This is a genomic window from Rhodococcus sp. IEGM 1305 (assembly GCF_030058635.1).
Classification (GTDB): domain Bacteria; phylum Actinomycetota; class Actinomycetes; order Mycobacteriales; family Mycobacteriaceae; genus Rhodococcus_F; species Rhodococcus_F opacus_D.
The window spans coordinates 38,825-51,924 of sequence record NZ_JASHKX010000017.1; the positions used below are offsets into that span (position 1 = coordinate 38,825).

Consider the following 13,100-nt stretch of genomic DNA (forward strand, 5'->3'; position numbering starts at 1 on the left):
GTTAGACCACACGGGTGAAAACCCGCTCGTTACGCTGTGCCCATGAATGCGTGGGTGGTACGCGGCCTCGGCATGGCCCTGATACATGTTTTCGTTCGTGTGATCCTCGGTGTGTCGATCACACAGTGGCCCCTTCAGGGATCCGCTCTGAGATGGCTCGCACTGCTGATCGTCGTGTTCGTGGCGCTGATCTGGGCCGGCATCGACGGCATCCGGGACCGTCGCCGGAACCCCGAGCCGGAGGACGGCGCCGACCTGACGATGCTGTGGCTGAAGGCGGCCCTGCTCGGCGGCATCGTGGCGGGTGTGGGGAGCTGGCTGGCCAACCTGATTCCGTCCCTCAACGTCACCCAGAACTCGTTCTTCTTCGAGATCACGTCCGGGGCCGCGTTCACGGTCCTGCTGATCTTCGTGCCTGCCATGCTCGCCGTGTTCCTCGGCCGGTTCTTCGTCAGCCGCGAGTCCAGGAAGACGGAGAAGGACCGCGGCGAGCGTCACCCGACGGCGCGCGGCGCCGGAACGGCCGCAGGGGCCGCAGCGGGGGGAACCGCAGCAGCAGCCGTCGCCGACGACGAGGGCTACGGACAGAACTATCCCGGCCAGGCCTACGAGCAGACCGCGGACACGGCCGTGTTCGACGCCGACACGGCCGTGTTCGAACCGGTGCACAACTACCGCGAGGACACGTCCGACCTCGATCAGCCGCAGGGTGGGGACACCGCCTGGCAGGACCCCGTCGACCTCGGGAAGCGCACCACCGACGACCAGCGCCGCGGCGAGTAACAGCCTCGGCTTCACCACACCGACAGACGACGCGGCGGTGTGAGCGCACTCGCTCACACCGCCGCGTCTCACTTCGTGCCGCTACGTCACAGCAGGACGGCACCGCCGGTGCCCGGCTTCTCCTCCCGCGCCACCGCGGAGTACGCGGCCACGAGCAGAGACGGGTCCGGGCCCTCGAGCCGTCCCGGCTTCGCGAGCCCGTCGAGCACGACGAACCGCAGGACGCCCGCCCGGTTCTTCTTGTCGGTCTGCATCCCCTCGACCAACTGGCCGAACGCGTCCGCGTCGTACGTGGTGGGCAGACCCACCAGTTCCAGGATGGTGCGGTGCCGGTCCGCCGTCGCATCGTCCAGGCGTCCCGCCAGACGCCCCAGCTCCGCCGCGAACACGAGCCCGACGGCGACCGCCGCACCGTGGCGCCAGCGGTAGCGCTCACGCCGCTCGATCGCATGCCCGAGGGTGTGCCCGTAGTTCAGGATCTCCCGCAGATCGGATTCGCGCAGATCGGCGGCCACGACCTTGGCCTTGACCTCAACGGACCGCCGGATCAGTTCGGGCAGAACGGTTCCCGTCGGGTCCAGGGCGGCTTCGGGATCCTTCTCGATGAGGTCCAGGATCACCGGGTCGGCGATGAAGCCGGTCTTCACGACCTCCGCCATTCCGGCGACGATCTCGTTGCGGGGCACCGTCTCCAGCGTGGCCAGGTCGATCAGCACCGCCGACGGCTCGTGGAACGACCCGACCAGGTTCTTGCCGGCCTCGGTGTTGATGCCGGTCTTGCCGCCGACCGCCGCATCCACCATCGCGAGCAATGTCGTGGGCACGTGGATCACGCGCACACCGCGCATCCACGTCGCCGCGACGAACCCGGCGAGGTCGGTGGCCGCGCCGCCGCCCAGGGAGACCACGGCGTCGCTGCGGGTCAGCCCGATGCGGCCGAGGACCTCCCAGCAGAATCCGGCCACGGCCAGATCCTTGCCGTCCTCCGCGTCCGGAATCTCGATGCGGTGCGCATCGATTCCCTTCTCGGCGAGTGCCGCGCGCACCGCCTCCGCCGTCTCGGCCAGCGGCGGCTGATGGAAGATCGCCACCGTCCTCGTGCCGGTGAGTTCGTCCACCAGCTCGCCGAGCAATCCGCGCCCGATGATGACCGGGTAGGGGTTCGCCGTCTGCACCTGTACGCGTACCGGTTCGGTCACTGTCTGCTGCTCCGCTCCGTCGTGTCCGAGATTCTCGGATGTCTCTGTTCCGCCGGGGTCGCCCATCACTCGGCGACTCCGCCGGGGTCGCCGATCACTCGGCGAGTTTCGCCACCAGCTGCTGCACCACGCGGGCGGGGCTCCGCCCGTCCGTGCGTATCCGGATGGACGCCACCTGCCGGTACAGCGGTCGGCGCTTGCGCATCAACTCGGTGTACTTCTGGCGGGGGTCGCCACCGGCGAGAAGGGGGCGCGCGGTGTTGGTCCCCGTGCGCTTGAGCCCCTCGGCCACGCTGATCTCGAGATAGATCACGGTGTGGCCCTTCAACAATTCCCGGGTCCGCTCGGAGAGGATGGATCCACCGCCGAGCGACACGATCCCCTCGTGGCTCTCGATGGCCTTCCGGACGATCTCTTCCTCGAGGGCGCGGAAGGCGGGTTCGCCCTCCTGGACGAAGATCTCGGCGATCGTGCGTCCCGCCTCCTCCTCGACCGCCACGTCGGTGTCGAACAGCGGAAGGTCCAGGGCCTGCGCGAGGCGCCGCCCGATCGTGGACTTACCCGCTCCCGGGGGGCCGACCAGCACGGCTTTCGGTGCCATCATCCGTCACCGCCCCGATGCGACGGCAGACCGGGTGGTCATCGCGCGAGCCGGGCTGCGACGCCCGACGCGTAGCGCTCGTAGTTGGCGGTCGTCTCGGCAACCGAGTCGCCCCCGAACTTCTCGAGTGCCGCCTGGGCGACGACCAACGCCACCATCGCCTCGGCCACGACACCGGCGGCGGGCACCGCGCACACGTCGGACCGCTGGTGGATGGCCACGGCTTCCTCACCGGTCGACATGTCTACGGTGGCCAGCGCGCGCGGGACCGTCGAGATCGGCTTCATCGCCGCACGCACGCGGAGCGCCTCCCCGTTGGTCATGCCGCCCTCGAGGCCGCCCGCGCGGTTGGTCGAACGCAGGATTCCGTCCGGGCCCGGACGCATCTCGTCGTGCGCCTGGCTGCCGCGTCGGCGCGCGGTCTCGAAGCCGTCGCCGACCTCCACACCCTTGATGGCCTGGATGCCCATCAGGGCGGACGCGAGACGGGCGTCGAGACGGTCCGCGCCGCTGATGAACGATCCGAGACCCACGGGGAGACCGTGGATGACGACCTCGACGACCCCGCCGAGGGTGTCGCCGTCACGCTTGGCGGCCTCGATCTCGGCGATCATCGATTCCTCGGCGGCCTTGTCGAAGGCGCGTACCGGGCTGGCGTCGATCGCCGCCAGATCCGACGCGGTGGGTTCGGGACCGACGTACGGGTCGGACGCGCCGATGGAGATCACGTGGGACAGCACCTCGACGCCGAACACCTGGCGGAGGAAGCTACGGGCAAACGTCGCGGCCGCGACCCGGGCCGCGGTCTCGCGTGCGCTCGCGCGTTCGAGAACCGGGCGGGCGTCGTCGAATCCGTACTTGAGCATGCCCGAGTAGTCGGCGTGACCGGGGCGCGGGCGGGTCAGCGGCGCATTCCGCGCCTGGTCGGCGAGCAGTTCGGCGTCCACCGGGTCCGCGGACATGATGGTTTCCCACTTGGGCCACTCCGTGTTGCCCACCTCGACGGCGATCGGTCCGCCGAGTGTCCGCCCGTGGCGTACACCACCGACGATGGTGACCTTGTCGGCCTCGAACTTCATCCGCGCGCCGCGGCCGTAGCCGAGTCGGCGTCGCGCGAGTTGGGTCGAGATGTCCTCGGACGTCACTTCGACGCCCGCGACCATCCCCTCGAGCATCGCGACGAGGGCGGGACCATGGGATTCTCCGGCAGTTATCCAGCGCAGCACGCCCAATATCCTTCCATGTCGCCGCGCCCGGCAGTGACGGTGGTCCTCCCAACCGTGTGCCGGGCGTGGACTCGTTCACGCGATGTGCACGGCGAACAGCGCAACCAGTGTCGCGGCACACATGGCCGGGCCGTGCGGGAGCGGTTTCGGCGAACGCCGGGCGGCGAGGACGATGCAGCCCGCCAGCGCTGTCAGCGCCGGCGCGAGCCCGGCCGCGAGCACCCAGGCTTCTCCCCCGGCAAGCCCGGCGGCGGCGCCCACCCCGAGCGCGAGTTTCACGTCACCCGCACCGACCGCCCCGGGTGCGCCGAGGTACAGGGCGAGATACGCCGACGCCAACAGGAACCCGCCGATCACGGCTGTGGCCGCGGATCCGGTCGCGGCGCCTACGCCGACGATCGCGAGGAATCCGGGCAGGGTCAGCGGGTTCGGCAGCTTCCGTGCACACAGGTCGGTGGCGGCGAGACTGACACACCACCACCAGAACATGAGCGCACACGGCAGCACCCACAGTGCGGATGCGGTGGTACCGGCCCAGACCGTGGCGGGGACGCCGACCGTGCACACCGCCTCGCACCAGCCCGCCCGCACCGTGCCCACGAACAGACCGGCCGTCCGGCGGGCTGCCCAGCCCGCACCCGCACCTGCCACCACACTCGCCGCGATCAGCCACCACATGCCGAGCAGCATGCGTGACCGGATCACCGTGTGGATCGCGATGACCTGGCACGACAATCGACCTGTGGATAGCGGTCCGGCCTGTGGACAACTAGCCCAGAGCGGCCGCCATCGCCTCGCGCGGCGCCGGTCGACCGGTAAACTGCTCCACCTGCCCGAACGCCTGGTGCAGAAGCATCGAGAGACCGCCGACGACGGTGCCGCCCGCCGCCTCGACGGCCGCTGCCAGCGGGGTCGGCCACGGGTCGTAGATCGCGTCGAGCACGAACGGCGCCCGCCCGAGAATGTCCGCGTACTCGGTGATCGCGGCGGACGGAACGGTGCTGACGAGCGCGGCGGCCGCCGCGCACCGGGCACCGAGTTCCGGGCTGTCGAAGCCGAGCAACCGGACGTCGAGCCCCACCGATTCCGCGCACCCCAGTGCGCCTGCCGCGCGACCCGCGTCGCGTGCCACCACGGTCACCGATTTCACGCCCATGTCGGCGAGCGCCACGAGCGCGGGTCTGGCCGTTCCCCCGGCGCCGACGACGACCGCCTCGGCGCCCGCGATGGTTCCGACACCACCCGCGGTGAGCGCACCGCTGACCCCGTCGACATCGGTGCAGTCGGCACGCCAGCCACCCTCGATACGGACGAGGGTGTTCGCGGAGCCGATCACCACGGCCCGTTCGGTGCGCTCGGACGCGAATTCGAGTGCGGCGATCTTGCCCGGCATCGTGACGGACAGTCCGACCCATTCCGGGCCGAGCCCGGACACCAGGCCGGGCAGTCGCGCCCCGTCGCACTCGATCCGGTCGTACGTCCACCCGGTGAGACCGAGCGCCCGATACGCCGCGAGGTGCAGGTGCGGCGAGCGCGAATGCGCGATCGGGCTGCCCAGCACCGCAGCTTTGCGTGCGGTCACCACTTCATCGTCCACTGTTGAGAATCCCGTTGTTCAGAGCCTGGTCGATGTTGGCCAGGTGTTCGTCGTAGCTCTTCGTGAACAGTGTGGTGCCCTTCGAATCGACCGTCACGAAGTAGATCCAGTCGCCGGGCGCCGGTTGTTCGACCGCCTGCAACGCCCCGATGCTCGGCGAGGAGATCGGCGTCGCGGGCAGACCGGGGCTGGCGTACGTGTTCCAGGGTGTCACCTGTGCGCGGTCGGCGTCGGTGGTGGCCAGTTCGGTCGTGTCGAGCGCGTAGTTGACCGTCGAGTCGAACTGCAACGCCTGGTTGACGGCGAGCCGGTTGAGGATGACGCGAGCGACCTTCGAGAAGTCGTCCGGCATCGCTTCCCGTTCCACCAGGGACGCGGCGATCAGCATCTTGTACGGCGTGAGTCCGACCTGGTTGCCCGCGGTGAGGATGCCGGTCTTCTCGTAGCTCGCGGAACTCTCGGTGACCAGCCTCTGGAGTATGGCGGCGGGACCGGCGGTCGGGTCGAAATCCCAGCTGCCCGCGGCGATGAGCCCCTCGAGCTGGCGGTCCCGGTCCGGAACGCCGGCGACCGCGTCCTTCGCCCAGTCGGGTACCCCGAGCGCGGACAGGTCGCCCGCGCCGGCGGCGTTGAGATCGTCGTAACTGATGCACTGCTCCTGGCCGGCCTCACCGACGCAACTGGCCTCGGAGATCAGGGTGTAGATCCCCTTCTTCTTGGCCCCGGTCTGCACATCGGTGGTGTCGTGGAGTTGCCTGCCCTCGGAGATGATCATCTGCCCGACGCGGGAGCTGGGGTCGACCAGTTCCTGCACGGCGTCATCTGCCGGGATCTGGGTCGAGAGGCTGTAGAAGCCGGGTTGCACCGAGTTCATCGCGTTGCTCTGGACCGCGGCGTTGAAGAAGGCCGACCCGCTGGCGACGACGTCCCGCTCGGCCAGAGTGGAGGCGATCTCCTCGGCGGTGTCGCCTGGATGAACCTGCACGACCACCTCGGGACCACCGGGGCCCGCGTAGTCCGCGGGCGCGTCGGGACCGCCGAAGAACATCTTGCCGCCGACGAACACGATGCCGACCAGCACTATCAGGACCGTCGCGGCGGCGAGGGCGCCGAACAGCTTGCCCCTGCGTGCGCGTCCCGTGGCCTGTTTGCGCCGGCGCGCCTGCGTGCGGGCGTGGGCGCGCGTCGGCGGGATCTCCTCGGGGATCGCGGAGATTATCTGTGTCTCGGCCTCCGCGAACGCGACATCGGGCTCGTCGGGCGGTGTGTCGTAGCGGTCGTCGGCATAGGTGTGGGCCTCGTACTGCTCGTCGACGTGCACCGGCTCGTCGGCGTAGGCAGGCTCGTCGTACGCGTGCTCGTCGGCTGCCGGTGCCCGGTAGGCGCGGGCGTCGCCGTACGAACGGGGACCGTATCCGTCTTCGTAGACGGGCTCGGGGTCGAACGGCTGCTCGTACACCGGGTTCTCGTACGCGGGCTGCTCGTACACCGGCTCTATGTAGTCGGCGTGGGGTTCGTCGATTTCACGGTCGTCGTACACCACCGCGTGGCGCCCCGTGGTGACGACGTCGTCGTCCTCGGGGGGCGGCGCGTAGTCGACGTGGTCGTCGTCCTCGTCGAGGTAGCGGTGCCGTCGGGGTTCGCGGGGGACGTACTCGAATTCGGGTCGCTCACCTGCGGGTCGCCGATGATTGCTCACTGGCCCCCCTCCGGTAGCTGCACGTCCCCACCTGAATCCCCTGCATTCACCGACCTGCTCCGCTCGTCCAACCATCCCTGCAAGATCGCCACCGCCGCAGCCTGGTCGATCACAGGACGCTGGCCCCTCGCACTGACACCGCTCTCGCGAAGCGCCCGTGCGGCAGTGACGGTCGTCAGACGTTCGTCCGCCATCCGCACCGGTATCGGGTCGACCTTCCTTCGCAATCGCTTCGCGAACACAGTAGCGATCGAGGCGGCCTTCCCCCGTTCACCCCGCAAGGTCTGCGGCAGACCGACGATAACCTCCACGGCCTCGTATTCCTCGACAATGTCGGCAATGCGCCGGATATCCGGCGCGTCGGGTCCCCGATCCTTGGACCGGGGCACCGTCTCCACGGGGGTGGCGAGGATCCCGTCGGGGTCGCTCGACGCGACCCCGATCCGGACGCTGCCCACATCGATGCCGATGCGCCGACCACGCCCAGGGTCGTCGGCTCCCGGTCGATCCGGACCCTGTTCCGCGTGATCCACCGCTACTGGCTCCCCACCTTGTCCGCCACTTGTCCCCGGACAGCGTCGAGGGCGGCCGCAATTCCGCTGGTGTCCGAACCGGAACCCTGTGCCATGTCGGCCTTTCCGCCTCCGCGACCGCCGATCTTCGGACCGAATCCCTTCACGAGGTCGCCGGCCGCCAGTCCGAGTTCCTGTGCCGCCTTGTTCACGGCCACCACGAACGGAACCTTGCCGTCGACGTCGCCGAGCAGCGCGACCACGGCGGGCTGGGTGCCGAACCGGCCGCGGATGTCGGTGACGAGACCACGCAGGTCGTTGCCGCCGACACCGGCCGGGGCGGCATCCGCGACCAGCAGCACCGGCCCGACCCTCTGCGCCTTGTCGACGAACGTGCCCGCCGCGGCGAGAACCGCCTGCGCGCGGGTCTGCTCGAGTTCCTTCTCCGCCACGCGGAGTCGCTCCACCAGCGCTTCGACGCGGGCAGGCACTTCTTCCGAGGGCACCTTCAGCGACGACGACAGACCGGCGAGGAGCGCGCGTTCCTTGGCCAGGTAGCGGTACGAATCGAGCCCGACGTACGCCTCGACGCGGCGCACACCGGAACCGACGGACTGCTCACCGAGCAGCGTGACGTTGCCGATCTGCGAGGAGCTGCCCACGTGAGTTCCACCACACAGCTCCATCGAGAAGGGCCCGCCGATTTCGACGACCCGCACCTCGTCGCCGTAGTTCTCGCCGAACAGCGCCATCGCGCCCATCGACTTCGCCTTGTCGAGATCGGTGACGAACGTGTTCACCGAGTAGTCGGCGGCCACCGCCTCGTTCGCGACGACCTCGATGTCCTGCTTCTGCGCTTCCGTCAGCGCGCCCTGCCAGGAGAAGTCGAAACGCAGGTAGCCCGGCTTGTTCAGCGAGCCGGCCTGAACCGCGTTGGGGCCGAGCACCTGTCGCAGCGCGGCGTGCACCATGTGGGTGCCGGAGTGACCCTGCGTGGCACCCTTGCGCCACGCGGCGTCGACCTGCGCGAGCACGACGTCGCCCTCGGTGAGCTGACCCTCCTGCACGGTCACCTTGTGGACCCACAGCTTCTTGGCGATCTTCTGGACGTCGTTGACCTTCACCCGCAGGCCCGGGCCGGTGAGGGTACCGAGGTCGGCGATCTGGCCACCCGCCTCCGCGTACAGGGGACTGCGGTCGAGGATGACCTCGACGTCCTGGCCCGCCGTCGCGACGGGGACCCGCTGCCCCTGCGAGATCAGCGCGAGAACATGTGCCTCGGAGACCAATTCGTGGAATCCGGTGAACTCGGTGGGTCCGCGGTCGAGGAGTTCCTTGTAGACGGTCAGGTCGGCGTGCGCGTGCTTACGGGCCTGGGCGTCGTCCTTCGCGCGCTGCCGCTGCTCCGCCATCAGCGTGCGGAACCCCTCCTCGTCGACGGTCAGGCCGGCCTCGGACGCCATCTCCAGGGTCAGGTCGATCGGGAAGCCGTACGTGTCGTGGAGCGCGAACGCCTGGTCGCCGCCGATCGTCGACTTGCCGGACGCCTTCACCGACTCGGCGGCGCCTTCGAACAGCTTCGAGCCGGACGTGAGGGTCTTGAGGAACGCGGTCTCCTCCCCCACCGCGACCGTCTCGATGCGGCCGAAGTCGGTGTCGAGGACCGGGTAGGACGGCGCCATCGTGTCGCGGACGACGGTGATGAACTCCCGCATGCTGGGCTTGTCGGCACCGAGTAGCTTCGCGGACCGGACGATGCGCCGCAGCAGGCGGCGCAGGACGTAGCCGCGCCCGTCGTTGCCGGGGTTCACGCCGTCGGCGATGAGCATCGCCGCGGTGCGCGCGTGGTCGGCGATGACCCGGAAACGCACGTCGTCGTCGTGGACGGCGCCGTACTTGCGGCCCGACAGTTCCTCGGCCTTCGCGATGACCGGACGCACGAGGTCGGTCTCGTACACGTTGTCGACGCCCTGGAGCAGGAACGCGACGCGCTCGACACCCATGCCGGTGTCGATGTTCTGCTTCGGCAGCGGGCCGAGGATCTCGAAGTTGTCCTTGCTGATGCCCAGGCCACGCTCGTTCTGCATGAACACGAGATTCCAGATCTCGATGTAGCGGTCCTCGTCGGCCTCGGGGCCGCCTTCCTTGCCGTACTCGGGGCCGCGGTCGTAGTAGATCTCCGAGCACGGGCCGCAGGGGCCGGGAATGCCCATGGACCAGTAGTTGTCGGCCATGCCGCGGCGCTGGATCCGCGATTCGGGAACGCCGACCTCGCCGCGCCAAATGTCGCGGGCCTCGTCGTCGTCGAGGTAGACCGTCACCCAGATGCGCTCGGGATCGAAGCCGTAACCCCCGTCGTCGACGCTCGAGGTCAGCAGCGCCCACGCATGCTTGATCGCGTCGCGCTTGAAGTAGTCGCCGAACGAGAAGTTGCCGGCCATCTGGAAGAACGTGTTGTGCCGTGTGGTGATGCCCACATTCTCGATGTCGAGGGTGCGCACACACTTCTGGACACTGGTCGCCCTCGGGTACGGCGGCGTCTGCTGGCCGAGGAAGAACGGCACGAACTGCACCATCCCGGCGTTGACGAACAGCAGGTTCGGATCGTCGAGAATCAGCGAGGCGCTGGGTACCTCGGTGTGGCCTGCCTTGACGAAATGGTCGAGGAAGCGCCGGCGAATCTCGTGGGTCTGCACGTCAGTGATCCTTATTGTCTGTCTCGAGGGCAACGATGGGTCGAACAAGCGGAGCGAACCACGCGTCCACCGCGCAGTTCGTCAACATTCAGCTTAACCGGCCACCCTGACGGTTCGTGCCGCGGACGATCGCGCGCAATTTGTCCACGCGCCCCGCGATGTCCCGCTCACCGCCGTGAGTGGTGGGCTGGTAGTAGTCGACACCGACCAGCTCGTCCGGCGGATACTGCTGCGCCAGTACCCCGTCGGGGTGATCGTGGGGATAGCGGTATCCGACGGCGTTGCCGAGTTTCGCCGCCCCCGCGTAGTGGCCGTCGCGCAGATGCGGCGGGACGAGCCCGGCGTTTCCGGCCGCGACATCCGCCATCGCGGCACCGAGCGCGGCGATGACGGCCCCCGACTTGGGCGCGGTCGCGAGGTGGATCGTGGCCTGGGCGAGGGCCAGGCGGGCCTCGGGCATACCGATCAGCTGTACTGCCTGCGCGGCGGCGGTCGCGGTCTGCAGCGCGGTGGGGTCGGCCATGCCGATGTCCTCGCTGGCATGGACCACCAGCCGCCGCGCGATGAAGCGGGGGTCCTCGCCCGCCGTGAGCATCCGGGCCAGGTAGTGCAGGGCGGCGTCGACGTCGGAACCACGGATCGACTTGATGAAGGCGCTGATCACGTCGTAGTGCTGATCGCCGTCGCGGTCGTAGCGGACGGCCGCCTTGTCGACGCTCGCCTCCACGGTCGCGAGGTCCAGCAGCACCGGACGGTCCGCGTCACCGGCCTGGTCGAGCGCAGCGCCCGCCGCCGCCTCGAGCGCGGTGAGCGCCCGGCGGGCGTCGCCGGCCGCGAGGCGCACCAGATGGTCCATCGCGTCACCCGCGATCTCGATCTCCCCGCCGAGACCCCGCTCGTCGGTGCGCGCCCGCTCCAGAAGGTTCTCGATGTCGTCCGCCGTCAGCGACTGCAGTTGCAGCACGAGTGAGCGGGACAGCAGCGGGGACACCACGGAGAACGAGGGATTCTCGGTGGTGGCGGCCACGAGGAGCACGATCCGGTTCTCCACCGCCGCTAGCAGGGCGTCCTGCTGGGTCTTGGAGAAGCGGTGCACCTCGTCGATGAACAGCACCGTCTGCTCGCCCGCGAGCAGGCGGCGGCGGGCCAGTTCGATGACGCCGCGCACTTCCTTCACCCCGGCGGACAACGCGGACAGTGCCTCGAAGCGGCGGCCGGTGGCCCCCGAGATCAGCGACGCCAGCGTGGTCTTGCCGGTGCCGGGCGGACCGTACAGGAGGACGGACGCGGCCCCCGACCCCTCCACGAGGCGCCGCAGCGGCGCGCCGGGGCCCAGGAGATGCTGCTGCCCGACCACCTCGCCGAGCGTGCGGGGACGCATCCGCACGGCCAGCGGTGCGTGGTGGTCGACCGACACGGGACCGGGAACCGATCGCGGGGCCGATGCCGCCTCGTCGGGCTGCGCCGTCTCGAACAGGCCTGCCGACTCGTCCTCGCCGACATCCGAACCGAAAAGATCGCTCACAAGTTCGACGCTACTGGAACCGCACCGTCCGACCCAGTCCGGCCGGACCGTGGGTCAGCCGACGGACAGTCCCCGGATCTTGTCGGCGATGACGCGGGCGTGGTGGGCGACCACCGTGTTCCCGGCGTGATCGGCCGAGCGGGCCAGCTTGTCCCAGCGCTGGGTCAGCGCCTCGGACCGCGGCACGGACAGGTGGTGTTCGCGGACGGCGGCGATGCGGGTGTGGTTCTCCGGTAGGAACAGGTAGGTGCTGAGCCACACCCAGATCAGCTGCGCCTCGACCATGCGGGCGGCGAGCACGTTGTCGTCGGCGAGCGCAGGCCACATCCCCACGACTTCCGCACGCCAGGCCTCGATCATCGCCTGCGTCCGGTCCTCGGACAGTTCGATGCTGCACAGGCAGCCGGGGAACGAGACCAGCGCGTACGCGATGTCGAGCATGGCGTCGCGGAAACCGCCCCACTCGTAGTCGAGGAACCGCACGCCCTCGTCGTTGACGATGATGTTGTCCGGGCACAGGTCGGAGGGGCTGAACGCCCGGAACCGGCCGCTCTCGAACAGCTTCGCGGCACGCGCCACCTGATCGGTCAGGTCCGGGGAGACATCGACGCGGAGGATCTCGGACAGCAGGCCGGGCACGGCGGGCACCGCGCGCTCCACCTGTTCGGCCACGGTGTCGTCGCAGTGCGCCACCTCGGCGCGGCGCAGCAGCGCGGTGAAGTCCTCCTCGCGGCCCACGGTGGCCGCGTGCATGCGGCCGAGCGCCTGGGCCATCGCCATCAGGGTGTTGGTGACGGTGTCGGAGTCGGAGTGCTCGAGCAGGGCGCTGATCGGGGTGGCGTCCCCGAGGTCGCTGAGCACGAGGAGCCGGGCGTCGAGGTCGGATGCGAGCAGTTCGGCTCCGGGGCGGCTGTCCGTCGCCAGCGCCGTGGCGAACTGGTACGAGACGGCCTCCCGGAGGAAGGCGCTGCGGCTGTCGCCGGTGAGATCGTCGGGATCGACGGCCCGCGCGCCGGACACCCCGGACTCCTCGCGGACCTGCTTGATCACCAACGTCCGTGGAAGGGAGAACGGATTCTCCGCCACGCGCACGCGGAGCACGATGGTGCGGCCACTACCGCCGAGATCCACGGGATCCACCAGTGTCACGGGTGCCCCTGTGCGACGGGTGAGCAGCTTCTCGGCTGCGGCAACTACCTCTGAAACGGGGTCTGCCAGTATTGCAGTCATCGCGGACCAACTTACCTGCTAGTGACACGGAT

At 69.4% G+C, this 13,100-nt stretch carries 11 protein-coding genes; 1 reads left to right on the forward strand and 10 read right to left on the reverse strand.

The genetic code is table 11. The annotated features are described in order from the left end of the window. Positions 1-42 precede the first annotated feature (42 nt). Entirely contained in the window at positions 43-783 is a 741-nt protein-coding gene (locus QM693_RS22205) for a B-4DMT family transporter (protein ID WP_283353439.1), read from the forward strand. 86 nt (positions 784-869) lie between these two features. Here QM693_RS22205 and aroB read toward each other — a convergent pair whose 3' ends face one another. From aroB to QM693_RS22255, 10 genes are all read right to left on the reverse strand, one after another. Further along, positions 870-1,982: a 3-dehydroquinate synthase gene (gene aroB, locus QM693_RS22210; RefSeq protein WP_005262316.1), complete on the reverse strand. Its 1,113-nt coding sequence runs from the start codon at positions 1,980-1,982 to the stop codon at positions 870-872. Positions 1,983-2,076: 94 nt separating this feature from the next. Continuing rightward, complete coding sequence (locus QM693_RS22215; RefSeq protein ID WP_005241678.1) at positions 2,077-2,583, reverse strand: shikimate kinase; 507 nt, start codon at positions 2,581-2,583, stop codon at positions 2,077-2,079. 38 nt (positions 2,584-2,621) lie between these two features. Continuing rightward, a complete protein-coding gene (gene aroC, locus QM693_RS22220) occupies positions 2,622-3,809 on the reverse strand; it encodes a chorismate synthase (RefSeq protein WP_009480413.1) in 1,188 nt (395 codons plus the stop codon). A 75-nt stretch (positions 3,810-3,884) separates the two neighbouring features. After that, positions 3,885-4,544: a prepilin peptidase gene (locus tag QM693_RS22225; RefSeq protein ID WP_283353440.1), complete on the reverse strand. Its 660-nt coding sequence runs from the start codon at positions 4,542-4,544 to the stop codon at positions 3,885-3,887. A gap of 34 nt (positions 4,545-4,578) precedes the next feature. After that, positions 4,579-5,406 (reverse strand): shikimate dehydrogenase, encoded by an 828-nt coding sequence (locus QM693_RS22230; protein WP_280782181.1) that lies wholly within the window; start codon positions 5,404-5,406, stop codon positions 4,579-4,581. Next, entirely contained in the window at positions 5,396-7,105 is a 1,710-nt protein-coding gene (locus QM693_RS22235; protein WP_283353441.1) for an endolytic transglycosylase MltG, read from the reverse strand. The genes QM693_RS22230 and QM693_RS22235 overlap by 11 nt, the downstream gene beginning before the upstream one ends. Then, positions 7,102-7,638, reverse strand: coding sequence for a Holliday junction resolvase RuvX (gene ruvX / locus QM693_RS22240; RefSeq protein WP_105421869.1), 537 nt, complete (start codon positions 7,636-7,638; stop codon positions 7,102-7,104). The genes QM693_RS22235 and ruvX overlap by 4 nt, the downstream gene beginning before the upstream one ends. 2 nt (positions 7,639-7,640) lie before the next feature. Then, on the reverse strand, positions 7,641-10,313 hold the full coding sequence (alaS, locus tag QM693_RS22245; RefSeq protein ID WP_283353442.1) for an alanine--tRNA ligase: 2,673 nt from the start codon (positions 10,311-10,313) through the stop codon (positions 7,641-7,643). 88 nt (positions 10,314-10,401) lie between these two features. Beyond that, entirely contained in the window at positions 10,402-11,838 is a 1,437-nt protein-coding gene (locus QM693_RS22250; protein WP_016880315.1) for a replication-associated recombination protein A, read from the reverse strand. Positions 11,839-11,892: 54 nt separating this feature from the next. Then, positions 11,893-13,068 (reverse strand): phosphotransferase family protein, encoded by a 1,176-nt coding sequence (locus QM693_RS22255; RefSeq protein WP_009480406.1) that lies wholly within the window; start codon positions 13,066-13,068, stop codon positions 11,893-11,895. Positions 13,069-13,100 lie beyond the last annotated feature (32 nt).